This window comes from Curvibacter sp. T50, assembly GCF_057219955.1.
The window spans coordinates 1-25,726 of sequence record NZ_JBXVVU010000005.1; the positions used below are offsets into that span (position 1 = coordinate 1).

A 25,726-nucleotide genomic window follows, 5' to 3' on the forward strand; every position below is an offset into this window, starting at 1 on the left:
GATCGCCGCCGTCAGCGTCGTCTTGCCGTGATCCACGTGACCAATGGTGCCCACGTTCACGTGTGGCTTGGTACGTTCAAATTTCTCTTTTGCCATTTTTTCGACTCCGAAAAAAACAGATTTTCAACTACGCAAACACAGGCACACGACCGCCGTACGCCAGCCATTGATGGTGCCCTTGGCGGGAATCGGACCCGCGACCTCTCCCTTACCAAGGGAGTGCTCTACCACTGAGCCACAAGGGCGACACAAAAAACCGGAACTGACAAGCATCTGGAGCGGGAGACGGGAATCGAACCCGCGTCATTAGCTTGGAAGGCTAAGGTTCTACCATTGAACTACTCCCGCCTGAGGCTCGGGAGGGACGCAGAACACCCGCCCATCTCACCAAGCAATGGACACGTGATTCGTATCCAACCCCATTGCTGTCAATTCGCTTCAAACTTCTGGTGGAGGAGGCTGGATTCGAACCAGCGTAGGCGTAAGCCAACAGATTTACAGTCTGCCCCCTTTAGCCACTCGGGCACCCCTCCACGAAGAACACAGGATTATGCCAGCTTTTTGCTGCGCGGCGCAAGGCGGGAACAAAAAGCTTGTCTACCAGTTCAGACTCCCTGCGCCGTGCTGTTCGAGATATCGCGTCGCCTGCCCGAAATGGCCGCAGCCGATAAATGGCTTCGGCGGGCGCCGCGCCGACAGTGGCGACGGATGATTGCAGGTCAAGATCAGGCGGCAACCATCCCCGGCATCCACAATGGGTCGCCACGACTGGGCGTGTGCGCCCCAGAGCATGAAAACGGTCGGATGACTCCGAGCGACGATGGCGTGCAGAATTCGCCCGATCAGCACATCCCAGCCCTTGCCCGCATGACTGGCGGGCCTTCCTTCTTCCACGGTCAGACAAGTGTTCAGCAACAGAACACCCTGTTTCGCCCACGTTTCCAGTGAGCCGCTTCGTCGCATCGGGACGCCGAGATCACGCTGCAGTTCCGCAAGGATGTTTCGCAAACTCGGCGGAATCGGCACCCCGTCGGGCACCGAGAAGGCCAGGCCGTGTGCCTGACCGGGGCCGTGATATGGGTCCTGCCCAAGGATGACAATGCGCACCGATTCCAGAGGGGTAAGCTCCAGCGCTCGAAAAGGGCCAGGCGGGAAGATAGTGGCGCCTTGTTTGATTCGTTCAGCCAGAAAGCCCCCAAGGCGCTGGCCCTCAACCGACAAGAGGAAAGCATCCAACTCGTGCCGCAAGGATCCGGTTGCTTCGGTACTCGGCGGCCATGACGAAAGTCGCTCTACCGTAAGCCGGCCAGGCACAGGGGCCGCTTCGACCGATTCCTTCAATGGCATATCGAATAGTTCTCCGTCACGGCTCGGCCGGCCGGATTTGGTGCGACTCGCACTCAAGCCGATGCCTCTTACGCTGCACCGAACAATTGCGACAAGGCGGTGCCGGGATCGCGCGCCCGCATGAAAGCTTCGCCAACCAGGAAGGCATGGACGCCCGCGTCGCGCATGCACTGAACGTCTCTGGTCGTCAGGATGCCGCTTTCGGTGACCAGAATACGATCAGGAGGGACATCGGCGATCATGGACAGTGTGGTTTCCAGAGAGACCTCGAAACTGCGCAGATTGCGGTTGTTGATGCCGACCAGAGGTGTCTTCAGGCGCAAGGCACGGTCCAGTTCGGCCCTGTCATGGACCTCGACCAGCACCGCCATGTCGAGGCCGCGGGCGACGGCTTCCAGGTCAGCCATCTGCGCATCATCCAGGCAGGCAGCGATCAACAAAATCGCATCGGCCCCGATGACCCGCGCCTCGTACACCTGGTAGGCGTCGACCATGAAGTCCTTACGCAGCACCGGCAACATGCAACTGGCCCGCGCCTGTTTGAGATAGTCAACCCCGCCCTGAAAGAATTGGCGGTCGGTCAGGACCGACAGGCAGGCGGCACCTGCCTCGGCGTAACTTTGGGCGATGTCGGCCGGAATGAACTCCTCGCGCAACACGCCCTTGGATGGACTGGCCTTCTTGATTTCGGCGATCACGGCCGACTGACCCGCGGCGATCTTCTTTCGAATTGCCCCTTCGAAATCGCGGGTCAAGACCCGGCTTTCCGCGTCCTGGCGCATCGCCGCAAGTGACCGCTTCGTCAGCCCGGCAGCAATTTCCTCGCGCTTGACGGCGACGATGCGGTTGAGAATGTCACTCATGGGTATCCTTGCTCGGAGGCGGTGCAGCCTGGGGCGCCGAAGGTGTGGTTTCGCTTTTGAGGATACGCACGAACACCCGGTGCATGACGAGGCCAGCCAACAAAAACAGTGCTGACACGCCCAGGGCAATCCAGGTCCCCGGGTCCTGCAACAGGGTGCTCATGCGGCGGACTTGGTAAACGCGACGAAATCGCGCAGACGCTGGCGCGCCGAGCCCGACGCAAGCGTGGCGCGTGCCAGGGCAATACCGTCGGCGATGGAATCCGCCACATTGGCCGCGTACAGGGCGACGCCGGCGTTGAGCAAAACAATGTCTCGCGCAGCCCCCGACTGGTTTTCAAGTACCCCAAGCAGCACCGCCTGTGACTGTTCAGGCGTTTCGACCCGCAAGGCACGGGCGCTCGCCATGGGCAGACCGAAGTCTTCCGGATGGATCTCGTATTCCGTGATCTCTCCATTGCGCAATTCACCCACCAGGGTTGCGGCACCCAGGCTGACTTCGTCCATGCCATCACGGCCGTAGACCACAACCGCATGTTCCGTGCCCAAACGCTGCAATGCCCGAACCTGTATACCGACCAGATCCGGGTGAAAAACACCCATCAGGATGTTGGGCGCAGCGGCGGGGTTGGTCAGCGGGCCCAGGATGTTGAATATGGTCTTGATCCCCAACTCCTTGCGCACCGGCGCGACATTCTTCATGGCGGGATGATGGTTCGGTGCGAACATGAAGCCAATGCCGGTCGCCGCGATGCAGCGTGCAATCGCGTCCGGCGGCAAATTGATGTTGGCGCCCAGGGCTTCGAGCACATCGGCACTGCCACTCTTGCTGCTGACACTTCGGCCTCCGTGTTTGGCCGTCTTGGCGCCGGCCGCAGCAGCGACAAACATGGAACACGTCGAAATATTGAAGGTATGGGCACCGTCCCCGCCAGTTCCCACGATATCGACCAGGTGGGTGGTGTCGGCCACATGAACCTTGGTGGAGAACTCACGCATCACCTGCGCGGCAGCGGTGATCTCGCCAATGGTCTCCTTCTTCACGCGCAGACCGGTGATCAGCGCCGCCATCAGCACCGGCGACACCTCCCCTTTCATGATCAGGCGCATGAGGTGCAGCATCTCGTCGTGAAAGATTTCGCGATGCTCGATGGTGCGCTGCAGCGCTTCCTGCGGGGTGATCTTGTGGGTATGGGGCATGGGCGTCTCCGGTTTCAGCGGTTGGGATTGTCCGACAGGGCGAGCTTGAGGCCGAAGCCAATGAACATCAGCCCGGCGGCGCGGTCCATCCAGTGCATGGCGCGCTGCATGGTGCCGACCCGGCGTGAAGCCCAGCCGGCGAGCCAGGCATAGCCGAAATTGATGGGCAGCGAGTTCAGGTTGAACAGCAGTCCCAGCAGCAGGAAGGCAGTCACCTTGTCGTCGGTACCTGGGGCGATGAACTGCGGCACGAAGGCCAGAAAGAAAAGTGCCACCTTGGGATTGAGTACGTTGGTCAGGAACCCTTGACGGAAGATACGCCGCAGATCGGCCGGCTCGCGGCTCGCCCCTACGGAAGATGGCACAACATAGGAGCCGCCCTTTGTCCGCAACAGCTTCACACCCATCCACATCAGGTAGGCGGCGCCTGCCCACTTGAGCACGGAGAAGGCGGTGGTGGATGTGGCCAGCAATGCGCCCACGCCCAAGGCGGCCGCAAACACATGCACGAAGCAGCCGCTGACGATACCCAGTGCCGCGACGATGCCGGCGCGCGCGCCGCTCCTGAGCGCGCTGCTCACGATGTAGAGCACGTCGGGGCCTGGCGTGAGGTTGAGCAGCCACCCGGCTGCGATGAACATCAGAAGCTGTGTCGTGTCAGGCATGGGCGTCTCATCGGGTCGGCTCAATAAAGGCCGGTGCGCACGGCTGCGGTCGATGGCGTGGGCGCTTCTGCAAAGAATCGCCGCACGGTGGCGATGGTGTGGTCGATGCCTGCCGTGTCCACATCGAGGTGAGTGACAAACCGCAGGCCGATGAGGCCGGTCGCCAGCACACCATTCGCCTTGAGGAAATCCAGCAGCGCCGGACCGCGCGCGTCGGCCACATCGACGAACACGATGTTGGTCTCGGCGGACTTCACCGCAAGGCCGTCTATGCCCTGCAGGCCGTCTGCCAGACGACGCGCGTGGGCGTGGTCATCGGCCAGGCGGGCCACATGATGGTCCAGTGCGTGCAGCGCGCAAGCGGCCAGCAGCCCAGCCTGCCGCAGGCCGCCGCCGGCCATCTTGCGGATGCGGCGCGCACGTTGGATCAGTTCGTGCGAGCCGCACAGGGCCGACCCTACAGGCGCACCCAGGCCCTTGCTGAAGCAGACCGACAGGCTGTCGAAGTGGTCTGCGATCTCGCGCAGGCGGGCACGCGCGCCCTGCCCCGGTGCTGCCGAAGCGACCGCCGCGTTGAACACGCGTGCGCCATCGAGGTGGGTGTTCAAACCTTTTTCGCGCGCCAGCGCAGTGGCGCTGCGCAGGTAGTCGTCGGGCATCACGTGGCCGTTCCAGGTGTTCTCCAGGCACAGCAGGCGGGTGCGCGCGAAGTGCGGGTCGTCCGGCTTGATCGCCGCCGCAATGTCGGCGATCTGCATGCGGCCTTGCGCGTCCTGCGTCAGCGGTTGCGGCTGCACACTGCCGAACACCGCCGCGCCACCGCCTTCGTAGCGGTAGGTATGGGCCAGTTGGCCGACGATGTACTCGTCGCCACGACCGCAGTGCGCCAGGATTCCGCACAGGTTGCTCTGCGTGCCCGATGGCATGAACAGCGCGGCCTGCTTGCCGGTGAGCGCGGCGATGCGCTCCTGCAGCGCGTTGACGGTAGGGTCGTCGCCGAACACGTCGTCGCCCAGCGGGGCGGCCATCATCGCGGCCCGCATGGCGGTGGTGGGCTGCGTGACGGTGTCGCTGCGCAGGTCCACCGCGCTGCGCGAGGGATTTTCAGACATTTTCGGCCATTACCCAGCGTAAAAAGGTCATTGTTTGCTACGAATTCAGGACTGCTTTTCGATCGTTCGGCGCCAGGAAGTTGCGCAGCATCGCATGCCCGTGGTCGGTCAGGATGCTTTCCGGGTGGAACTGCACACCTTCGATGTCGAGCGCGCGGTGGCGCACCCCCATGATCTCGCCGTCGTCGGTCCAGGCCGTCACCTTCAGCACCTCGGGGCAGGTGGCGCGTTCGATCGCCAGCGAGTGGTAGCGGTTGACGGTGAACTGCGCCGGCAGACCGGCGAACACGCCCTCCTGGGTGGTGGTGATCACGCTGGTCTTGCCGTGCATGAGCTGCTGCGCTCGCACGATGGTGCCGCCAAAGGCCGCGCCGATGCTCTGGTGGCCCAGGCACACGCCCAGGATCGGCAGCTTGCCCGCGAAGTGGCGGATCGCCGCCACCGAAATGCCGGCCTCCGCCGGCGAACAAGGGCCGGGTGAAATGACCAGCCGGTCGGGCGCCCGGGCGGCGATGCCTTCCAGTGTGATCTCGTCGTTGCGGAACACCTCGACATCGGCGCCGAGTTCGCCGAAGTACTGCACGATGTTGTAGGTGAACGAGTCGTAGTTGTCCACCATCAGGAGCTTGATGCGGTCCGTCATGCTGATCACTCCAGGCCTTCTTCCACCAGCTCGCTCGCCCGCAGCAGGGCGCGCGCCTTGTGTTCGGTTTCCCTCCACTCCATCTCGGGCACCGAATCCGCCACCACGCCGGCCGCCGCCTGCACATAGAGCTGGCCGTCCTTGACGATGCCGGTGCGGATCGCGATGGCCACGTCCATGTCGCCCGCGTAGCTGAGGTAGCCGCAGGCGCCGCCGTACAGGCCACGCTTGACGGGCTCGAGCTGGTCGATCAGCTCCATCGCGTGCACCTTGGGCGCACCGGTCAGGGTGCCGGCCGGGAAGGTGGCCTTGAGCACGTCCATGCTGGTCATGCCGTCCTTCAGGATGCCTTCCACGTTGCTCACGATATGCATCACGTGGCTGTAGCGCTCAACGACAAAAGCCTCCGTCACCTTGACGCTGCCGGTTTTCGCGATGCGGCCGATGTCGTTGCGCGCCAGGTCGATCAGCATCACGTGCTCGGCGCGCTCCTTGGGGTCGTTGACCAGCTCGACTTCGGCCGCCTTGTCTCTTTCGGGCGTCGCGCCGCGCGGGCGGGTGCCGGCCAGCGGGCGGATCGTGACTTTTCGCACCCCCACGCTTCCCGCTGCGCGTGGTTCGCTGCCCCCCGAGGGAGCGCTCGCGCCTTGGGACGGCCCGGCGCCGCTCGGCCCTTCCTCGGTCTGTTCCAGCCGCACCAGGATCTCCGGCGAGGCGCCCACCACATGGAAATCCCCGAAGTGGTAGTAATACATGTAGGGGCTGGGGTTGAGCGAGCGCAGCGCCCGGTACAGCGACAGCGGGCTTTCGGTGTAGCGCTTCTTGATGCACTGCCCCACCTGCACCTGCATGAAGTCACCGGCGGCGATCAGTTCCTTGGCGCGCTCCACCGCGGCCAGGTAATCGGCCTTGGCAAAGTCGCGTTCGGCCGGATAGCCCTGCGTGGGCTTCACCACCGGCGCGCTGACCGAATACTTCAGCTGCTCCTTCAGGTCGCGCAGCCGCTTCTTGGCGTTGGCATAGGCCTCGGGCTGGCCGGGGTCGGCGTAGACGATCAGGTACAGCTTGCCCGAGAGGTTGTCGATGACGGCCAGTTCCTCGCACTGCAGCAACAGGATGTCGGGCAGGCCGATCTGGTCGGGCGGGCAGGATTTTTCCAGCTTTTTCTCGATGTATCGCACCGTGTCGTAGCCGAAATAACCGGCCAGACCCCCGCAGAAACGCGGCAGCCCCGGGCGCAGCGCCACCTTGAAGCGCTGCTGGTAGGCGGCGATGAAATCCAGCGGGTTGCCGGTGGCGGTTTCCACCACCACGCCGTCGCGCACCACTTCGACCTTCGTGTCGGCGCCAAACCCGCTGGCGCGCACCAGCGTGCGCGCCGGCAGGCCGATGAAGCTGTAGCGGCCGAAGCGCTCGCCGCCGACGACGGACTCCAGCAGGAAGCTGAATTTGCCGCCGCCCTGGCTGTGCGCCAGTTTCAGGTACAGCGACAGCGGGGTTTCCAGGTCCGCAAAGGCCTCGGCCATCAGCGGGATGCGGTTGTAGCCTTGGCCAGCCAGGCTTTTGAATTCAAGTTCGGTGATCACGGTGTCGATTCTCCATGGTCGGCATAGCGATGAATGGCGTGAGGAGCTATGCCAGCTGATTTTTGGGGGGCCTTCACCGACCGCAAGTCGGTGAACGCGCTGGCGCGGGCGTGATGCCGCGCAGAAAAATATGCGTTTACTGTGGCGTACGCCAGGGCCAAGCTCCCCGGTCACAAGGACCTGGGCAGCGGGCAACCATCAAACAGAAACACTCTTCAGCCATGGAGTTTGCAGTGTAACAAAGGAATTCCGCGGGTAAACACCAAGCCCCTGCGTCCCCGGTTATCCGGCAAAACCCTCTTGTTGCGCCGCATTTCACAGCGCAAAATCTCTATTAATCGAACGATCGTACTATTTTTAGGAGAGCCCCATGAAAAAGTGCATCCCTTGGTTGTTGGCGGCAGTTCTCGGCTTTGGCGGAGCGACGGCTTTCGCGGCGACAGTAGACGCTGGTGGCGTCAAGTTTGAAGACGTCATGGACATTCGTGGCACCAAATTGGTGCTGAATGGCGCAGGCGTGCGGTACAGAGCCGTGTTCAAGGTCTACTCGGCCGGTCTGTACCTCAGCAAGAAAGCGGGAACGCCGGAGGAAGCTTTTGCCATGCCGGGGCCCAAACGCATCAGCATCACCATGCTGCGGGACATCGATTCCGGCGAACTGGGCAAATTGTTCACCCGCAGCGTGGAAGACAATGCACCCAAAGCCCAGATGTCCCGTCTGGTGCCGGGCCTGATCCGCATGGGCCAAATCTTTTCGGACCAGAAAAAGCTGCTGACCGGAGAGTCATTCCTCATTGAATGGGTACCGGGTACAGGCACCGTGATCACGGTGAAAGGCAAGGTGCAAGGCGAACCGTTCAAGGAGCCCGAATTTTTCAATGCCCTGCTGAGCATCTGGCTGGGACCGAATCCGGCCGACCATCGCCTCAAGGACGCGTTGCTGGGCAAGGCCCCCGGCAACTGAGGGTTACTTTTCCGGATTGACGGCTGGTGAAGCGGCCGCTAGGCTGCCAGCTCAACCTCTACCGAACAGCGACCCAAATCAATCATGAAACGACTCCTCTCCACTCTGTTGGCTTTTCTGGCACTCGGCCTGTGGGGCGCTGCGGCATTCGCACAGACGCCGATCAAGGTGGTCTACCATTTGAGCGAAGGGATTCCGCAGGCCTCGCGCGCCATCGGCAACATCCGCAACCACCTGGCTGCTGACCCCACGGCCCGGATTGTCGTTGTCACTCACGGCCTGGGCATCGACTTCCTGATCGACGGCGCAACCAACCAGATGGAGCAACCCTTCGCCGGTTCGGTGGCGGATCTGGCCGGCAAAGGGGTCGAATTCCGCGTCTGCAACAACACGCTTGTCGCGCGCAAGATCGACGCGAGCCGGCTGCTCATGGAGTCCAAGGTCGTGCCTTCGGGCGTGGCCGAGGTGGCCAAACTGCAGGCCCGCGAGGGTTTCGTCTACCTGCGTCCCTGACGCGACCAGGCGGCCTCGGCCGGGCGATCAAAGGGTGCCAGCAGGCACCCTTTCCTTTTCAGCGAGCCAGTTCGGCCCGCATGGCATCAATCACCGCCTTGTAGTCGGGTTTGCCAAAAATGGCGCTGCCCGCCACAAAGGTGTCAGCGCCGGCATCCGCCACCCGGCGGATGTTGTCGGTCTTGATGCCGCCGTCCACCTCCAGCCGAATATCCTTGCCGCTGGACTCGATTCGCCGCCGGGCTTGCTCGATCTTGCGAAGCGCCGAATCGATGAAGCTTTGCCCACCGAACCCGGGGTTGACGCTCATGATCAGGATCAGATCGATGTCCTCGATAACCCAGTCCAGCACGTCCAGCGACTGTGAAGGATTGAAGGTCAGTCCGGCTTTGGCACCCTTGGCCCGAATGGCCTGGATGCTACGGTGCACATGGGCACTGGCGTCGGGGTGAAAACTCACCAGGTCGGCGCCCGCATCAATAAAGGCACCCGCCAGCGCATCGACCGGCTGGATCATCAGGTGGACGTCGATCGGAACCGGCGTGCCGGCGGGGGTCTTCGCGTGCGGCTTGAGCGCCTGGCAAACCATGGGGCCGAAGGTCAGATTGGGCACGTAATGGTTGTCCATGACGTCGAAATGGATCCAGTCGGCGCCTGCGGCGATCACGGCGCGAACTTCCTCGCCCAGGCGGGCAAAATCGGCAGACAGGATCGAAGGGGCTATACGGTACGGGCTGTTCATCGCGCCATTCTCGCAGTTACCATCCGGACATGTCCAAACCCGAGATTCGCATCCGAGTCCTTCCCCGGTACCTGCCGGACCAGTCGTCGCCGCTGGAAGAGGTCTACGGTTTCGCCTACACCATTGCCATCACCAACAAAGGCGACGCCGCGGCGCAGCTGATCTCACGCCGCTGGATCATTGTGGACGCCGACGGTCACCAGGAGGAGGTCCGCGGCCTCGGTGTCGTCGGACATCAGCCCTTGCTGCAGCCGGGCGAGTCCTTCGAATACACCAGCGGCTGTCGCCTGCGCACGCCGACGGGCAGCATGGAGGGCCATTACCGGTTTGTCTCGACCGAAGGCGAGCCTTTTGATGTGCCGATTGCCCGGTTTGAACTGGACGCCACAGGCCATGGACGAACCGTGCACTGAACCCAGCTGCGGTTCCGCGCTCTTTTCATGATGCCTGCACCTGCCGGTCTGCCGGAACTGCTCGACACCCTCGATCCTGGGGCGTCCCGGCCACACCGCCACCTTTGGCTGATCGGTCTTTTCGACTGGATTCGCGCCGGTGTGGTCGGTGATGCGCCCCAAGGAGCCGTCAGCCGGGTCCATCTGGTCCTGGATGCTGCCAGTGTGCGCCCCGACTTCCAACCACGCTGGCAACGATGGTGGGCCCAGTTCACCACCGACCTGGATTGCGCCTTGCTGCTGTCCGACTACGGTCTTGCGCCCCGGACCGCGTTTTTGAGCGCCCTGGGCGACCGGCTGCGCCGGCGCCTGCTGCCGGCAACGCCCGACACCGACGATGCCGGCGAACTGCTGGATTTGCTGCTCAGCGATCCGCGCGACGCAGTTTGGGTTGCCGCACTGGACGAGGCCACCTGGCAACGGATAACCGACCTGCTGCGACCATCCCAATCCGGCGCCTGGGGCCCGCAAAGCCTTTTGGATGCCGTCGCCTTCGGTGTCGGGCAGGTTGCGGCAACCGGATTTGCCGCCGAAATACGCTCACGCATGGCACCCGCCGCACGCGAGGAGCGGCCCTTTCTGACCTTGACCCGGCGCCACAGCCACTTCACGCAGGTGGTCGGCGTCCACGGCGTCCACAGCGAAGCGGGGCGTGAGGCGACAGAGCAACTCCTGGCCCAGCTTGACCGCTGCCAGGACGCCGCCGGCACGGTCTACCAGCACCTGGAGGAACACGGCATTTCCGTCGGCATCGTGTTTCGAGTGCGTCAATTGCGCCAGCGCGTGCGCCGCATCCGCCTCTTGCTGCAGGTTCTCGGCACCGAGAGGCCGGCCGCTGCGGCCGGACAGTTGCTGACTCACCTGGCCATGGCCGCGCGCGACCGGCGCAGCGTCCGCGCACTGATTGCCGAAAACACGCAGCTGACTGCGGCCAAAGTCGCTGAACGTAGCGCCGAGACGGGCGAGCACTACATCACCCGCAACCGCACGGAGTACCGCCACATGCTGGCGACCGCAGGCGGCGGCGGTGCGGTGCTCGCTTTCACCACCTGGGCCAAGTTTGCAATCTACGGCCTTGGACTGCCCGCATTCTGGGCCGGACTGGGTTTCGGCCTGAACTACGCCATCTCGTTTGTGATCGTGATGTTGCTGCACTGGACCGTGGCGACCAAACAGCCGGCCGTTACCGCCCCCGCCATGGCCGGCAAACTGCGGCATATGGACGCGCCCGACGCTGTCGAGCGGTTTGTCGACGAAATGGCACACCTTCTGCGCTCCCAGGTTGCCGCGATCGCCGGCAACCTGGGAGTGGTCGTTCCCGTGGTGCTGGTGCTGTGCGGCGCCCTGCACGTGTCCGGAGCAGGTCCCATGGTCGATGCTGAACATGCCCACCATGTACTGCATGAGCAAAGCCTGCTCGGCCCGAGTGCCTTGTTCGCTGCCTTCACGGGGGTGCTGCTGTTTGCATCCAGCATCATTGCCGGCTGGACCGAAAACGCGTTCGTGTTGCACCGCCTGGATTCGGCGATTACCTGGAACCCCCGGATTACCCGGGTACTCGGCGGCGAACGTGCTGCGCGCTGGGCCCGCTGGCTGCGCGCCAATGTCTCGGGACTGGCCGCCAACGTCTCCCTGGGCCTGATGCTGGGACTGGTGCCCGCATTTGCGGCTTTCTTCGGACTCGGCCTGGAGGTGCGCCACGTCACCCTGTCGACCGGACAGGTCGCTGCCGCGATGGCGACCCTCGGGCTTCCGGCGCTGCAGACACCCGAGTTCTGGTGGGCCGTGGCCGGACTCGCGATCATCGGCCCGTTGAATCTGGCGGTCAGTTTTTTCCTGGCCTTCCGCGTGGCGCTGGCAGCGCACGGCATCACCGACATTGACCGCCAGCGGATCTACCGGGCGGTTCGCCAGCGCCTGCGTACCGAGCCCGCCAGTTTTCTGGTGCCGCCACCCGATGCGCCCGCCCCGACCCGCCCGAGTCATGGGTGAATTTGAGCTGATCGACCGTTATTTCCGCCGCCCCGCCACCCGCGCCCCGCTGGGAGTGGGCGACGATTGCGCCCTGCTGGCGCCCGCACCGGGCAACCACCTGGCGGTGTCCAGCGACATGCTGGTCGAGGGCCGGCATTTCCTGTCCACGGTCGATCCGGCGCGGCTGGGCCACAAGGCGCTGGCGGTCAACCTCTCGGACCTGGCGGCCTGTGGCGCCCGGCCATTGGCCTTCACGCTGGCTTTGGCGCTGCCGCGCGCTGACTCCACATGGCTGGAAGGCTTTTCCCGCGGCCTGTTTGCGCTGGCCGACGCCCACGGCTGCGAACTGGTCGGGGGGGACACCACCCAGGGCCCGCTGAACATCTGCATCACCGTTTTCGGTGAGGTGCCACCCGGCCAGGCGCTGTTGCGCGGTGGCGCGCGCGCCGGTGACGACCTGTGGGTCAGTGGAACACTGGGCGATGCGCGGCTGGCGCTGGAAGTGTTCCGCGGCCGACCGGTACCACCGGGCGGCTTCGAGGCAGCGCGCGCCCGCATGGAAACCCCGACCCCACGCGTGGCGCTGGGCCTGGCGCTGCGGGGTATCGCCACTGCTGCCGCCGATGTCAGCGACGGGCTGGTCGGTGACCTGGGCCACATCCTGACGGCCAGCGGCGCAGGCGCCACCATCGACACGTCGGTCGCTCTACAAACAATAGCTGAAAGCAACCATTTCACCATGGGTAATGGCAATTTCGATGCAAGTTTTGCGCTGGAGTGCGTGCTGGCGGGCGGCGACGACTACGAACTCGTCTTTACCGCCCCGCCCGCGGCACGGGACGCGGTTCGGGCGGCCGGACAGGCGGCCGACACGCCCGTCACCCGCATCGGCTGCATCGACCGCGCGCCGGGCCTGCGCCTGATTGATGGCGCCGGGCAGCCGGTGCCTCGGCACTTCGCGGCGTTCGACCATTTCGCCTGAGCCCGGCGTTGACCGGTCACCCGCCTTGGGCGCCTGGGCAGAACATCTGCCGATAATGCCGGTATGCCCCCCGTCGACAGCGCTTCCGGACCCGACCTGCACCCACCGCTTCCACCGTCACCACGGCGCGCGGGGGTTCGTTTTTTGCTCAGCCATCCCGCCCACCTGATTGCCCTGGGGTTTGGTGCCGGTCTGTCGCCGGTCGCACCCGGAACGGTGGGAACCCTGTGGGCGTGGCTGGCCTGGGTGCTGCTGGCCGGCTGGCTGACGCCGCTGCAGCAGGGGCTTCTGATCGCCGCGTCGATCCTGATCGGCTGGTGGGCCTGCACCGTGGCGGCCCGCAACCTGGCCGTGCTCGACCCCGGCGCCATCGTCTGGGACGAGGTGGTGGCGTTCTGGCTGGTGCTGTGGCTGGTGCTGCCGGCGGGTTTCGGCGCCCAACTGACGGCTTTCCTTTTGTTCCGCTTCTTCGACGCGGTCAAGCCCGGCCCGGTCGGCTGGGCCGACAACCGGTTCCACGGTTTTGGCTGGGCCGGCGGCTGGGGCATCCTGTTCGACGATCTGGTCGCCGCTTTTTGTACGCTGCTGGTGATCGCCGCCTGGCACGCCTGGCAATAATCCTGTTTTCATAGCAATAAATGACCAATTTACGCTGGGTATTGGCCGATAAGCTGCAAAATCTCGGCTGGATGATGGTCACCGCGGAAAGCTGTACGGGGGGGCTGATTGCTGGCGCCTGCACCGACCTGCCCGGCTCCAGCGTCTGGTTCGAGCGCGGTTTTGTCACCTATTCCAACGCGGCCAAGACCGAGCTGCTGGGCGTGCCGGCCGCGCTGATCGCCGCCCACGGGGCCGTCAGTGAACCAGTGGCCCGCGCCATGGCTGAGGGGGCGGTGCGCCACGCGCCAGCGCAGGTAGCCGTGGCTGTGACCGGCGTCGCCGGCCCGACCGGCGGGAGCCCGGAGAAGCCGGTGGGCACCGTCTGGTTCGGCTGGCATGTCGCCGGTCACACCGACGCGGAATGTGTTCATTTTGCCGGCGACCGTGCGGCCGTTCGGGCCGCTGCCGTCGCCCATGCCCTGACCGGAATGGAAGCACGCCTGCCCCCAACCCGAAAAGGCCCGCCCACGGCGCAAGGCCACGTTCCCCCGAAAGGCTTTTCATGACTCCACGCCCCCCGTCGCGCCGACACATTCACCCCTTTCCGATCCTGCTCCTGGGGGCACTGTGGCTGTTGACCGGCTGTGTGGCCACTACGGAACCCATACGTTCCGCGCCCCAGCCCGCTGCGGCGGTTACCCACTGGCGCTGTGGCGCTTACCCGGTGGAGACCCGCCCGGCCGGGGCCGGAATGCGTCTGGTGTTCAACGGCCGTGCGCACCACCTGCACCCCACGCCGGCTGCTTCAGGCGCCCGCTATGAAGGCCGTGACAGTGCCGGTCAGGCCATGGTGTTCTGGGACAAGGCGGGCGTCGCCTCACTGCAGATCGGCGGGTGGATGCATCCGACCTGCCGGCACGAGCATCCCCAGCTGCGCCCGCCAAGCCCGCCTCTGCCACCGCCTGCACCCCCCACAGTTCCCGCTCCGGCACCGGTCGGCGTCCCTGCCTTGACCGGGGGCGAATGGCACATCGAGCGGATTCAGGGGCTGGCGCCGGCCGCCGGCATCCGCCCCAGTGTGGCCTTCTCCCCGGACGGACGGGTCAGCGGCCATTCGGGATGCAACCGTTTCATGGGGCGTTACACACTGGAGCCTTCCGGGCTGCGTCTGTCGGCCATGGCGGGCACCCGCATGGCCTGCCCGGATCCCTTGATGAAACAGGAGGATCAGCTCTTGCAGCTGCTTTCGTCGGTGTCCCAACACCTGTTCGACGCCAGCGGCGCTCTGATTCTGCGCACATCGGACGGACGGACCCTGAGCGCCAGGCGGCCCTGACCCGCAGGCTTGGCTGGGGCCCGATCGGGCCGGGGTTTGAGCAGGGTCAAAGCGGCGGCAGTCCGACGAAGCAAGAATCGCCCGGACCTGCCTCTTTGTTTCGCGATCGACTGAGCCATGAAAACCGCCGCACTTCCCTCCGATCCGGTGCTGCGGCAGGCCATTGTCGAAACCCTCGCAGCGTGCGGGGTGGCACTGGACGCCGCACATCTGCGGGACAACCGTCCGCTGCAGCTGCAAGCTGCCATTACCGAGACCGCCTGGGAATCCTTTCTTGCTGCGCTGCAGGCCCGGTTCCGGATTCGAATTCCGGCCCGTGAGCGCGACCAGCTGGTCACCCTCGATGACGTCCGCGCCTGCCTGCGCGCCCACGGTGGCGGCGCCGTGGGCCGCTGACGGTCCGCAGCGGCCGCTTCTGCAACAATCGACGCCTCACGATACGAATCGGGCGCCCCGCCGGCGCCCCGCTGCAATGAGTACTCAAGAAACCGTGCGGGCGATGGGGCAACGCGCCCGCGCAGCCGCCTGCATCATGGCGAAATCAAGCGCTGCGGCCCGCAACCTGGCGCTGCGCGAACTGGCGGGTCTGCTGCGCACCCATACCGCGGCGCTGCAAGTGGACAACGCACGCGATCTGGAACGCGCTGTTGCGTCCGGCCTCGATGCGCCCATGGTCGACCGTCTCAAACTCGGAGCCAAGGTGCTGGAAACCTGCGCCCTGGGTTGCGAACAGCTCGCCGCGATGCCGGACATCATCGGCGAGATCATTGGCATGAGACAGCAGCCCAGTGGCATCCGTGTCGGGCAGATGCGTGTGCCGATCGGCGTTTTCGGGATGATCTACGAAAGCCGACCGAACGTCACCATCGAAGCAGCCAGCCTGTCCATCAAGAGCGGCAACGCCTGCATTTTGCGTGGCGGCTCGGAAGCCATCGAATCCAACCGCGCTCTGGCCGCATTGGTCCAACAGGCTCTGGTGGTCGCCGGTCTGCCGGCCGACGCTGTACAGCTGGTGCCCACCACCGACCGCGCGGCCGTGGGCGAACTGATCGCGATGCCGGAATTTGTCGACGTCATCATCCCGCGCGGCGGCAAAGGCCTGATCGAACGCATTGCTTCCTCTGCCAGGGTACCGGTAATCAAGCACCTGGACGGCAACTGCCATACCTACGTGGACGATCCGTGTGACCTGGATATGGCGGTACACGTGGCCGACAACGCGAAAACCCAGAAGTACAGTCCCTGCAATGCCAGCGAAGGCTTGCTGGTGGCCCGCGGGGTCGCGGGAGCTTTTCTGCCGCGGATTGGTGCGGTCTACGCCGCCAAGGGCGTGGAAATGCGCTGTGACGCCGAGGCACGTGCCATCCTCGCGGCTGTGCCGCAGGCGCATCTGACCGACGCGACCGAGCAGGACTGGTATGAGGAATACCTGGCGCCGATCATCAGCATCAAGGTGGTTGCGGGGCTGGACGAAGCGATTGCCCACATCAACCGCTACGGAAGCCACCACACCGACGCCATTCTGACCCGGGACCACCAGCACGCCCAGCGCTTCCTGCGCGAGGTCGATTCGGCGAGCGTCATGGTGAATGCGAGCACCCGCTTCGCCGACGGCTTCGAATACGGCCTGGGGGCCGAGATCGGCATCAGCACCGACAAATTCCATGCGCGAGGCCCGGTGGGCATTGAAGGACTGACCTCGCTCAAATACGTTGTGCTCGGACAGGGCGAGGTACGGACATGACAGGCACCCGCCCGCGCGGCAAGAGGGCCATCCTTGCGCTGGCCGCGCTGATGCCGGTCGCGGCGGCTGCCCAGTCGGATCCCCCGCTGTGGGAGGCAGGCATTGCCGCCGGATGGGGTTCGAGCCCCGCCTATCCGGGCTCCGAGCACCGGGTTTCACGCGCGGTGGCAGCGCCCTGGCTGGTCTACCGCGGGCCGCTTTTCCGCATCGAAGACAACAATATCGGGGCGCGACTGCTGAAAACCCCTCGGGTCGAACTGGATGTGGGCATTGGTGGCGCGCTGCCCGCAAGCTCGCGCGATGTGCAGCTTCGCGCCGGAATGCCCGACCTCGGCACCCTGATTGAACTGGGCCCGCGCCTGAAGGTGCGGCTGACCGATCCGGAGGCGAAGGACCAGTGGCGGCTGGACCTGCCGCTGAGAGCTGTCATCGAGTTTCAGGGGGGCGCCCAGGGCCGTGGCACCATCATCGAGCCGGAAATCAAATGGGGCCGCCGCATCGCGCCGGGCTGGGATGTTTCCGCCAGCGTGGGAGCGCTGTGGGCAAGCCGGCGGCTGAACAGCCATCTTTACAGCGTGGCACCGGCCTACGCGACCGCCAGCCGACCGGCCTATCAGGCGCAGGCCGGCTCTCTGGGGTCCCGGCTGGGTCTGGGCGTGCGCTACCAGATCAATCCCGACCTGTGGCTCCGCGCCGGCTTCCGTCTGGACCACTACGGCAACCATGCCAACCGGGCCAGTCCGCTGTTCGAGAGCCGTACTGGCGTGTCGGTCGGTATCGGGCTGTCATGGACTTTCGCACGCTCCGGTCGTGCCGGCGAGCGGTGACAAGCCGCTGGCCGGTCACCGTCGATTCCGGCAGGTGCCGGCGCTCCCTTGCGATCCGGGCTTGTGCCCCCAGATCGTGATCAACCCTTTTTCGAGGTTCCCATGGTCCCGCATCTAGTCACCGCCCTTACCGGCCCCATCAACGAACTTGAACAACGCATTCTCGATTCCATGCCCGCCATCGAACGCTGGTTCCGGCTGGAGTGGATGGAGCACACCCCGCCGTTTTACACCTCGGTGGACGTTCGCAACGCCGGCTTCAAGCTCGCACCGGTGGACACCAATCTGTTCCCTGGCGGATGGAACAATCTGACCCCCGAAATGCTGCCGCTGGCGGTACAGGCCGCGCAGGCGGCCATCGAAAAGATCTGCCCCGAGGCAAAGAACCTGCTGATCGTGCCGGAGAACCACACCCGCAACACCTTCTACCTGGCCAACGTCGCCCAACTGCGCCGCATCTTCCACATGGCGGGACTGAACGTGCGCATAGGCTCGATCAACCCCGAGATCAAGGAAGTTACCACCATCGATCTGCCCGGTGGCGACCAGGTGGTGCTGGAGCCAGTGATCCGTAGCAAACGGCGCCTGGGCCTGAAGAACTTCGATCCCTGCACCATCCTGCTCAATAACGATCTGTCGGCCGGCCCGCCGGGAATTCTGGAAGATCTGCCTGAGCAATGGCTGCTGCCGCCGCTTCATGCCGGATGGAGCGTACGCCGAAAGAGCAAGCATTTTCAGAGCTACGAAGAGGTATCCAAACGGTTCGGCAAACTGCTGGGCATAGACCCCTGGCTGATCAATCCATTGTTCAACCAGTGCGGCGAAGTCAATTTCGGTGAAGGGACCGGCATGGAATGCCTGCGCAGCAATGTCGACGCGTTACTGACCAAAATCCGGCGCAAGTACAAGGAATACGGAATCCCCGAGAAGCCCTTCGTGATCGTCAAGGCCGACAACGGCACGTATGGCATGGGCATCATGACCGTACGCGACGTCAAGGACCTGGAAGCCCTCAATCGCAAAACCCGCAACAAGATGAGCGTCATCAAGGACGGCCAGACGGTCAATGACGTCATCATCCAGGAGGGGGTATTGACCAACGAGCGCATGAACGATGCGGTGGCCGAGCCCGTGGTCTACATGATGGACCGCTATGTCGTGGGCGGTTTCTACCGGGTCCATGCCGAGCGCGGCGTCGATGAAAACCTCAATGCCCCGGGCGCCAGTTTCGTTCCGCTGGCCTTCGAGCAAAGTGCCCACCTGCCGCAGCCGGGCATGAAGCCGGGCGCCAGCGTGCCCAACCGCTTTTACATGTACGGCGTGGTCGGCCGCCTGGCGATGCTGGCCGCCAGCTACGAACTCGAAGCCACCGACCCCGACGCAGAAATCTACGACTGATCGGATTGCTGGCGGTTGCCGCACCGCAACATCGGCTGCGAACCCGCGCTGTTTTGGTCTCATGCGTGGTTTACCCGCCCGGGCAGACAGCGCACAATAGCCCCAATTCAGCTACAAAGCGCGGCCATTGCGGCGGCGCCGTCGTGTGTCCACATCCAAGTCATCCCTCGCGGCGCTCACGTTGGGCGCCCTCGGAGTCGTTTACGGCGACATCGGCACCAGCGTCCTCTATGCCGTCAAGGAAGTGTTTGGCTCGGGTCATGTCGAGTTCACGCACGAGAACGTCTACGGCATTCTCTCCATCCTGTTCTGGACCCTCACCACCATCGTCTCGCTGAAATATGTGACGCTGGTGCTGCGGGCCGATAACCACGGCGAAGGTGGCCTGGTGGCGATGCTGGCGCTGGCCTCGCAATCTGTCAAAGACAAGCCGGCTTTGCGCCGCTGGCTGCTGGGAGTGGGTATCTTCGGCACCTGCCTGTTTTACGGCGACGGGGTCATCACTCCGGCCATATCGGTGCTGTCGGCCGTCGAAGGCCTGGAGGTGGTGTCGCCCGCCTTCAAGAAGGCGGTGATTCCGCTCACGCTGATCATCCTGTTCGGCCTCTTCGCCGTGCAGAAGCACGGAACGGCGGGCATCGGCAAGTTCTTCGGCCCGCTGACGCTGGTCTGGTTCGCCGTGATTGCGCTGCTGGGGCTCAGCCACATCGTTGCGCATCCCGAAATCCTGTGGGCCGTCAGCCCGCACTACGCACTGGGGTTCATGCTCGACAACCCGGGCACGACCTTCATCATTCTGGGCGCTGTCGTGCTGTGTGTCACCGGCGGCGAGGCGCTGTACGCCGACATGGGGCATTTCGGCAAGAAACCGATCCGCCTGGCCTGGTTCTCCGTCGTCATGCCCGCGCTTACGCTGAACTACTTCGGCCAGGGGGCGCTGCTGCTCGCCAACCCGGCTGCGGTGAAAAACCCGTTTTTCATGATGGCGCCCGACTGGGCATTGCTGCCGCTGGTGGGACTGGCCACGGCAGCCACGGTGATCGCTTCGCAAGCGCTGATCTCGGGGGCCTTCAGCGTGACCAAACAGGTCATCCAGCTCGGCTACCTGCCCCGCCTGCGGGTGCAACACACCAGCGTCAAGGACACCGGCCAGATTTACATGCCCTTCGTCAACTGGGGCCTGTTTGTCATGATCGCACTGGCTGTCGTGCTGTTTCGCTCGTCCAGCAATCTGGCAGCCGCCTACGGCATTGCGGTCACGCTGGACATGCTGATCACCACCGTGCTGACGTTTTTTGTCATACGCTATGGCTGGAAGTACCCATTGTGGCTGTGCGTCGGGGCAACGGGCTTTTTCTTCGTGGTGGATCTGGCGTTTTTCAGTTCCAACCTGCTCAAGTTGTTCGATGGCGGCTGGTTCCCGCTGCTGATCGGCGGAGTGGTGTTCCTCCTGATGACCACCTGGAAAGAAGGGCGCTCGCTGCTCAACACTTCCCTGCGTGCCGATGCGCTGGACCTGCCCAGCTTTCTGGAGGCCGTGTTCGTCGCACCACCGACCCGTGTCGCAGGGACCGCGGTATTCCTGACCGCCGAACCCGGACTGGTGCCCAACGCGCTGATGCACAACCTCAAACACAACAAGGTGCTGCACGAAAACAACCTGTTTGTGACCGTTCGCAACCACGAAATTCCGTGGGTTGGTCTCAACAAGCGGGTTGAAATCGAGTCGCTGGGTCACGACTGCTGGCAGGTCATCGTCAACTACGGCTTCAAGAACGACCCGGACCTGCCCAAAGCACTGGAGCAGATCAAGGGCCGAGGCTGCAACCTCGACCCCATGCTCACCAGCTACTTCCTGTCGCGGGACATCGTCATTCCGACTGTGCACGGCGGCATGGCGCTTTGGCGTGAGAAGCTCTTTTCGCAGATGCACCATAACGCCAGCGGTGCGGCCGAGTTCCTCAACCTGCCCAGCAACGCAGTGGTCGAACTCGGCTCCAAGATAGAAATCTGATCTTTTGCGACGGTTTCTGCCGATACCCGTCGTATTTCGGTCGTTTTCAGCTATTGTTTTCGAACTTCCCAGCTCCCGCTTCCTGGCCTGCCAGAATCGGGGCATGCGGTTCTTTTCTGATCTGAGCCTATCGGCGGCCGCTGCCGGCTTTGTGGCGGTGCTGGTGGGCTTCACCAGTTCCGTCGCCATCGTGTTCCAGGCCGCACAGGCCTTTGGTGCCACGCCGGCCCAGCTGACCTCCTGGATGTGGGCGCTGGGGCTGGGCATGGGCCTGTGCTCGGCCGTGCCCTCGCTGGTGCTGCGCAAACCGGTCATGGTGGCCTGGTCCACCCCGGGGGCGGCGGTGCTGGCCACCGCCGGGCTGGCGGGGGGCTTTTCGATGGCGGAGGCGGTGGGCGCCTTCATGGCCAGTGCGGTGCTGATCGTGCTGGCCGGCGCCACGGGCTGGTTCGAGCGCGTCATGGCGCGCATTCCGATGGCGCTGGCCTCGGCGCTGCTGGCCGGGGTGCTGGCCCGCTTCGGGCTGCAGGCGTTCACGGCGGCGCAGACCGCGCTGCCGCTGGTGCTGGCCATGCTGGCGGCCTACCTGCTGGCGCGGCGCCTGCTGCCGCGCTATGCGGTGGTGGTGACGCTGGTGGTCGGCGTCGCGGTGGCGGCGGCGCAGGGCCGCATCGCGCCCGGCGCCGTGCCGTTCGAGCTGGCCCGCCCGGTGTTCACGGCGCCGGTGTTCACGTTCGGCGCCTTCGTCAGCCTGGCGCTGCCGCTGTTTGTGGTCACCATGGCGTCGCAGAATCTGCCCGGCGTGGCGGTGATGCGGGCCACCGGCTACACCATGCCGGTGTCGCGCCTGGTCACCATGACCGGCCTGGCCACGCTGGTGCTGGCGCCCTTCGGCGGCTATGCGCTCAACTTCAGCGCCATCACCGCAGCCATCTGCATGGGCCCGGAGGCGCATGAAGACCCGGACAAACGCTACACCGCCGCCGTGGCCTGCGGCGTGCTGTACACGGTGCTGGGCCTGTTTGGCGCGGTGATCGCGGGGCTGCTGACCGCGTTTCCGAAGGAACTGGTGGCGGCCATTGCCGGCCTGGCGCTGCTGGGCACCATCGGTGGCGGGCTGGCGGCGGCGGTGAAGGACGAGTCGCACCGCGAAGCGGCACTGATCACCTTCCTCGTCACCCTCAGCGGTGTGGTGGTGGCGGGCATCGGTTCCGCCTTCTGGGGCGTGGTGGCGGGCAGCATCGCGCTGTTTGTGCAACAGTACGGGGCCCGCAAGGCTGGCGGATAGCCAAGCCGGCCCCTGCCGGGACCTGGAGACACCATGAAGCTGCTGTTTGTTGCCGACCCTCTCGAATCGTTCAAGATCCACAAGGACACCACCTTCGCCATGATGCGCGAGGCCCGGCGCCGCGGCCACACCGTGGCGGCGTGTGAGCCGCAGGACGTGCTGTGGCAGCGCGGCACCTGCGTCACCGCCCATGTGCGTGACATCCGGCTGACGGGCGCCAGCGAGGCCTGGTTCGAGGTGACCCAGTCCCGCGCGGTGGCGCTGAAGGACTTCGACGCGGTGCTGATGCGCAAGGACCCGCCGTTCGACAGCGAGTATTTCTACGCCACCCACCTGCTGCAGCAGGCCGAGCGCGAGGGCGCGCGGGTGTTCAACACACCCGCTGCGCTGCGCGACCACCCGGAAAAGCTCGCCATCATGGAGTTCCCGCAGTTCATCGGCCCCACGCTGGTGACCCGCGACGAGGCCGACATCCAGCGTTTTCATGCCGAGCACGGCGACATCATCCTCAAGCCGCTGGACGGCATGGGCGGCATGGGCATCTTCCGCGTCGGCCCCGACGGGCTGAACCTGGGTTCCATCACCGAAACGCTCAACCGCCACGGCGCGCAGAGCCTGATGGTGCAGAAATTCCTGCCCGAGATCGCCCAGGGCGACAAACGGGTGCTGGTGATCGGCGGCAAACCGGTGCCGTTCTGCCTGGCGCGCATCCCGCAGGGCAGTGAAATCCGGGGCAACCTGGCGGCCGGCGGCAAGGGGGTGGCACGTCCGATTTCCGAGCGCGACCGCGAGATCGCCGAAACCCTCGGCCCCATCCTCCATGCCCGCGGCCTGCTGCTGGTGGGGCTGGACGTGATCGGCGACTGCCTGACCGAAATCAACGTCACCAGCCCGACCTGTTTCCAGGAAATCACCGACCAGACCGGTTTTGACGTGGCGGCGATGTTCGTCGACGCGCTGGAGGCCGCCGTCGGTGCTGCCTGATTCGTCCTGGGCCTGGCTCGCGGCCGACGGCCTGGCCCGGCCCTGGACGCTGCTGACCGCGCCGCTGGCCCACCTGCACGGCCCCCACCTGGTTGTGAATCTGCTCGCACTGGCCGCGCTGGCCTGCCTGGCCTACGGGACACGAGCCCGCAAGAGGGTCTGGCTCGCCGCCGCACTCGCTTGGCCGCTGGGCTTGCTCGCACTGGGGGCGTGGCCGGATTTGCCCCGGTATGTCGGGCTGTCCGGTCCGCTGCATGGCTTGGCCGCCGCGATGGTGGTTGACCATCTGATGCGCCGCCGGCGGGGCGCACCTGTCCGGCCCGTCACTCCCGGCGATGGAGTCATCGCCCTGCTGGGCGCGGGTCTGGCCGCCAAGCTGTTGCTTGAGGCGTCATGGCGGCAACCGGTCGCCTGGGACGCGAGCCTGGAGATGACGGTCATTATGGCGGCGCACCTGAGCGGTACCATGGCGGGCGGCGTCGCAGCGCTGTTATGCGCCTATCAGGGTGCCGAGGCCAGGAAGGGAACACCGAAGCCCGCGCTCATGGAGAAAACACAATGAATATGCTCAAACCCCTGTTGTGGTCATCATTGGCACTGATGCTGGCCGTGCCCGTGCGCGCCGCAGAGTCTGCGGATACCGATCGGCGGCCGGTCCGGGGACTGATCGTCGAAATGCGCGCCCCGGCGGCCCGCGCCACCGAAACACCCCAGGCCGTGCGCGAGCGTGTGCGCTCTGCGGCCCAGGCCAGCGGCATTGTGAGCACCGACCTGCGTGCACTGACCGAACGCCATCACCACCTGCGCTTTGCCACCGTGACCGACATCGCCCAGGCGCGTGCGCTGGCAACACGCTTGCGTGCCAACCCCGAAGTGCTGTCCGTGGAACCGGACGTGCTGATCCGCCGCCAGGCCGTCACGCCCAACGACCCCCTGTTCACCAGCCGTCAATGGAACCTTCAGGCAGCCGGTGCGCGCGCCGCGGCGATCAACATGCCAGCTGCCTGGGCGGTAACCACCGGCACGCCGGTCACCGTGGCGGTGGTCGACTCCGGCATCCTGCCGCACCCCGAGTTGGCGGGCCGCATCCTGCCCGGGTACGATTTTGTCTCGGAAGTGGAATTCGCCAATGACGGTAACGGGCGCGACGCCGACCCGTCCGACCCGGGCGACTGGGTCAGTGTGCAGGACCAGCGCACCACGGTTTTTGCGGGCTGCGACGTGGCGACCAGCTCCTGGCACGGCACCTTCATTGCCGGTCAGATTGCCGCCGTGGCCGACAACGGGGAGGGTATCGCCGGCATCCATTGGAATGGCCGCATCCTGCCCGTGCGGGTGTCCGGCAAATGTGGTGCATTTCTGAGCGACCTGCTCGACGGCCTTCGGTGGTCAGCCGGGCTGGCGGTAACCGGGGCCCCCGCAAATGCCAACCCGGCACGGGTCATCAACCTCAGCCTGGGCGGAGACGCAGCCTGCTCCAGCGCCTACCAGAGTGTGATTGACGAGGTCACAGCCGCCGGCACGCTGATTGTGGCGGCAGGCGGCAACGAAGGCGGCGCGGTACGACGGCCGGCGGACTGCCGCAATGTGTTCGCGGTCGGCGCAGTGGGCGCGGACGGCTTCAAGACCAGCTACTCCAATTTCGGCCCGCAGCTGGCGCTCATGGCACCCGGCGGGGAGAGCGGATTGGGTTTGCACGGCCTGAGCAACAGTGGTCCCCGCGAACCCGCCACCCACACCTACACCGACAGGGTCGGCACCAGTTTTTCCGCGCCGCAGGTTGCCGCCGTCGCAGCGCTGATGCTGTCACTCAACCCGTCGCTGAACCCCGAGTCGCTGGGCGAGCGCCTGAAGGCTGGCGTCCGCGCCCATGTGGTCAGCGCCGATCAGCCCACCTGCTCCGCAGGTGCCCCCCAGGTGTGCCGCTGTACCACCGCGACCTGCGGCGTGGGCCTGCTGGACGCGCCCGGCGCCGTCTTGCAGGCCTTGCGGCCCTGGGCGATCGCGCGGGTCAGCGGGACCTACATGGCCGGTGGGCGGCTGACCGCCGACGCCAGCGCGAGCCGGGCCGCGAGCGGCTCCAATCTGGTTTCCTACCGCTGGCGGCAGCTGTCCGGCCCAACCTTGAATTTCCTCGCCACATCCGGCCCGGTGATCCAGGTTGACATTCCCGGTACCGTGGTGAGTGCCGCGACGGTGGAGGTTGAACTGGAGGTGACCGACACCGCCGGACGTTCGGACGCCCGGGCATTGAGTTTCACCGTCTTGCCGGGCAGCGGCCCAGGCTCCGGGACCGGCACTGGCACAGGGTCAGGAACCGCTGCACCCGGAACGGGTACAGGAACGGGTACAGGTTCGGGAACCGGCAGCGACAACACACCCGCCCTGCCGGCGCCGACCAGCGGCGGCGGCGCCTGGGGATGGGGCGGCCTGCTGGCACTGTGGGCGCTGGCGCTGCTCGCGCTGGCGGACCGGCGGCGGCGCTGAAAGGG

Annotated in this window: 27 protein-coding genes and 3 tRNA genes; 17 read left to right on the forward strand and 13 right to left on the reverse strand. The window is 65.2% G+C overall.

All coding sequences use genetic code 11. The features are described from left to right. From AC2EBU_RS14695 to AC2EBU_RS14750, 12 genes are all read right to left on the reverse strand, one after another. The coding region (locus AC2EBU_RS14695; RefSeq protein WP_039011239.1) for a GTP-binding protein at window positions 1-96 on the reverse strand (96 nt) is incomplete at its 3' end. Window positions 97-170: 74 nt separating this feature from the next. After that, a tRNA-Thr gene (locus AC2EBU_RS14700) sits at window positions 171-245 on the reverse strand. 29 nt (window positions 246-274) lie between these two features. Next, window positions 275-348 (reverse strand) — tRNA-Gly (locus AC2EBU_RS14705). A 99-nt stretch (window positions 349-447) separates the two neighbouring features. After that, window positions 448-533: transfer RNA gene (locus AC2EBU_RS14710), tRNA-Tyr, on the reverse strand. Between the two features lie 64 nt (window positions 534-597). Beyond that, window positions 598-1,347: a uracil-DNA glycosylase gene (locus AC2EBU_RS14715; protein ID WP_484611195.1), complete on the reverse strand. Its 750-nt coding sequence runs from the start codon at window positions 1,345-1,347 to the stop codon at window positions 598-600. A gap of 68 nt (window positions 1,348-1,415) precedes the next feature. Continuing rightward, a complete protein-coding gene (gene trpC / locus AC2EBU_RS14720; protein ID WP_484611196.1) occupies window positions 1,416-2,210 on the reverse strand; it encodes an indole-3-glycerol phosphate synthase TrpC in 795 nt (264 codons plus the stop codon). Further along, window positions 2,203-2,373 carry a hypothetical protein gene (locus tag AC2EBU_RS14725; RefSeq protein WP_484611197.1) on the reverse strand — a complete coding sequence of 57 codons (171 nt, stop codon included), beginning with the start codon at window positions 2,371-2,373 and terminating at the stop codon, window positions 2,203-2,205. The genes trpC and AC2EBU_RS14725 overlap by 8 nt, the downstream gene beginning before the upstream one ends. Continuing rightward, window positions 2,370-3,410, reverse strand: coding sequence for an anthranilate phosphoribosyltransferase (gene trpD, locus AC2EBU_RS14730; RefSeq protein WP_484611198.1), 1,041 nt, complete (start codon window positions 3,408-3,410; stop codon window positions 2,370-2,372). The genes AC2EBU_RS14725 and trpD overlap by 4 nt, the downstream gene beginning before the upstream one ends. A gap of 14 nt (window positions 3,411-3,424) precedes the next feature. Beyond that, window positions 3,425-4,075 (reverse strand): LysE family translocator, encoded by a 651-nt coding sequence (locus tag AC2EBU_RS14735; protein WP_484611199.1) that lies wholly within the window; start codon window positions 4,073-4,075, stop codon window positions 3,425-3,427. Window positions 4,076-4,095: 20 nt separating this feature from the next. Further along, window positions 4,096-5,187, reverse strand: a complete 1,092-nt coding sequence (gene ltaE / locus AC2EBU_RS14740) for a low-specificity L-threonine aldolase (RefSeq protein WP_484611200.1) — start codon at window positions 5,185-5,187, stop codon at window positions 4,096-4,098. Between the two features lie 37 nt (window positions 5,188-5,224). Next, complete coding sequence (locus AC2EBU_RS14745; protein WP_484611201.1) at window positions 5,225-5,830, reverse strand: anthranilate synthase component II; 606 nt, start codon at window positions 5,828-5,830, stop codon at window positions 5,225-5,227. 5 nt (window positions 5,831-5,835) lie between these two features. Then, entirely contained in the window at window positions 5,836-7,416 is a 1,581-nt protein-coding gene (locus AC2EBU_RS14750; protein WP_484611202.1) for an anthranilate synthase component I family protein, read from the reverse strand. Window positions 7,417-7,786: 370 nt separating this feature from the next. On the opposite strand from AC2EBU_RS14750, the gene AC2EBU_RS14755 reads away from it, so the two are divergent. Both AC2EBU_RS14755 and AC2EBU_RS14760 read left to right on the forward strand, forming a co-directional pair. Further along, the gene (locus AC2EBU_RS14755; protein ID WP_484611203.1) at window positions 7,787-8,380 is read left to right on the forward strand and encodes a chalcone isomerase family protein; all 594 of its coding nucleotides are present in this window, start codon (window positions 7,787-7,789) and stop codon (window positions 8,378-8,380) included. Window positions 8,381-8,464: 84 nt separating this feature from the next. Beyond that, window positions 8,465-8,893 (forward strand): DsrE family protein, encoded by a 429-nt coding sequence (locus AC2EBU_RS14760; RefSeq protein ID WP_484611204.1) that lies wholly within the window; start codon window positions 8,465-8,467, stop codon window positions 8,891-8,893. A gap of 58 nt (window positions 8,894-8,951) precedes the next feature. Here the strand turns inward: AC2EBU_RS14760 and rpe are convergent, their stop codons facing one another. Further along, a complete protein-coding gene (rpe, locus tag AC2EBU_RS14765; RefSeq protein ID WP_484611205.1) occupies window positions 8,952-9,635 on the reverse strand; it encodes a ribulose-phosphate 3-epimerase in 684 nt (227 codons plus the stop codon). Window positions 9,636-9,664: 29 nt separating this feature from the next. On the opposite strand from rpe, the gene apaG reads away from it, so the two are divergent. The 15 genes from apaG to AC2EBU_RS14840 all read left to right on the forward strand — a co-directional run bounded on the left by apaG (window position 9,665) and on the right by AC2EBU_RS14840 (window position 25,721). Continuing rightward, window positions 9,665-10,048, forward strand: coding sequence for a Co2+/Mg2+ efflux protein ApaG (gene apaG / locus AC2EBU_RS14770; RefSeq protein ID WP_484611206.1), 384 nt, complete (start codon window positions 9,665-9,667; stop codon window positions 10,046-10,048). A 27-nt stretch (window positions 10,049-10,075) separates the two neighbouring features. Further along, window positions 10,076-12,079, forward strand: coding sequence for a site-specific recombinase (locus AC2EBU_RS14775; RefSeq protein WP_484611207.1), 2,004 nt, complete (start codon window positions 10,076-10,078; stop codon window positions 12,077-12,079). Beyond that, on the forward strand, window positions 12,072-13,043 hold the full coding sequence (gene thiL / locus AC2EBU_RS14780; protein ID WP_484611208.1) for a thiamine-phosphate kinase: 972 nt from the start codon (window positions 12,072-12,074) through the stop codon (window positions 13,041-13,043). Before AC2EBU_RS14775 ends, thiL begins: the two co-directional genes overlap by 8 nt. 63 nt (window positions 13,044-13,106) lie before the next feature. Beyond that, the gene (locus AC2EBU_RS14785) at window positions 13,107-13,661 is read left to right on the forward strand and encodes a phosphatidylglycerophosphatase A family protein (RefSeq protein ID WP_484611209.1); all 555 of its coding nucleotides are present in this window, start codon (window positions 13,107-13,109) and stop codon (window positions 13,659-13,661) included. A gap of 20 nt (window positions 13,662-13,681) precedes the next feature. Then, window positions 13,682-14,209, forward strand: a complete 528-nt coding sequence (locus AC2EBU_RS14790; protein ID WP_484611210.1) for a CinA family protein — start codon at window positions 13,682-13,684, stop codon at window positions 14,207-14,209. Then, window positions 14,206-14,979: an META domain-containing protein gene (locus AC2EBU_RS14795; RefSeq protein ID WP_484611211.1), complete on the forward strand. Its 774-nt coding sequence runs from the start codon at window positions 14,206-14,208 to the stop codon at window positions 14,977-14,979. The genes AC2EBU_RS14790 and AC2EBU_RS14795 overlap by 4 nt, the downstream gene beginning before the upstream one ends. 117 nt (window positions 14,980-15,096) lie before the next feature. Then, the gene (locus tag AC2EBU_RS14800; protein ID WP_484611212.1) at window positions 15,097-15,375 is read left to right on the forward strand and encodes a hypothetical protein; all 279 of its coding nucleotides are present in this window, start codon (window positions 15,097-15,099) and stop codon (window positions 15,373-15,375) included. 76 nt (window positions 15,376-15,451) lie between these two features. Further along, complete coding sequence (locus tag AC2EBU_RS14805; RefSeq protein WP_484611213.1) at window positions 15,452-16,723, forward strand: glutamate-5-semialdehyde dehydrogenase; 1,272 nt, start codon at window positions 15,452-15,454, stop codon at window positions 16,721-16,723. Beyond that, window positions 16,720-17,550 carry a MipA/OmpV family protein gene (locus AC2EBU_RS14810; RefSeq protein WP_484611214.1) on the forward strand — a complete coding sequence of 277 codons (831 nt, stop codon included), beginning with the start codon at window positions 16,720-16,722 and terminating at the stop codon, window positions 17,548-17,550. Before AC2EBU_RS14805 ends, AC2EBU_RS14810 begins: the two co-directional genes overlap by 4 nt. A gap of 102 nt (window positions 17,551-17,652) precedes the next feature. Beyond that, complete coding sequence (gshA, locus tag AC2EBU_RS14815) at window positions 17,653-18,948, forward strand: glutamate--cysteine ligase (protein WP_484611215.1); 1,296 nt, start codon at window positions 17,653-17,655, stop codon at window positions 18,946-18,948. A gap of 145 nt (window positions 18,949-19,093) precedes the next feature. After that, a complete protein-coding gene (locus AC2EBU_RS14820) occupies window positions 19,094-20,962 on the forward strand; it encodes a potassium transporter Kup (protein WP_484611216.1) in 1,869 nt (622 codons plus the stop codon). 103 nt (window positions 20,963-21,065) lie between these two features. After that, complete coding sequence (locus AC2EBU_RS14825) at window positions 21,066-22,250, forward strand: benzoate/H(+) symporter BenE family transporter (protein WP_484611217.1); 1,185 nt, start codon at window positions 21,066-21,068, stop codon at window positions 22,248-22,250. A gap of 33 nt (window positions 22,251-22,283) precedes the next feature. Continuing rightward, the gene (gene gshB / locus AC2EBU_RS14830) at window positions 22,284-23,234 is read left to right on the forward strand and encodes a glutathione synthase (RefSeq protein ID WP_484611218.1); all 951 of its coding nucleotides are present in this window, start codon (window positions 22,284-22,286) and stop codon (window positions 23,232-23,234) included. Continuing rightward, window positions 23,224-23,796, forward strand: a complete 573-nt coding sequence (gene rrtA / locus AC2EBU_RS14835; protein ID WP_484611219.1) for a rhombosortase — start codon at window positions 23,224-23,226, stop codon at window positions 23,794-23,796. Before gshB ends, rrtA begins: the two co-directional genes overlap by 11 nt. Then, entirely contained in the window at window positions 23,793-25,721 is a 1,929-nt protein-coding gene (locus tag AC2EBU_RS14840) for a S8 family peptidase (RefSeq protein ID WP_484611220.1), read from the forward strand. The genes rrtA and AC2EBU_RS14840 overlap by 4 nt, the downstream gene beginning before the upstream one ends. Window positions 25,722-25,726 lie beyond the last annotated feature (5 nt).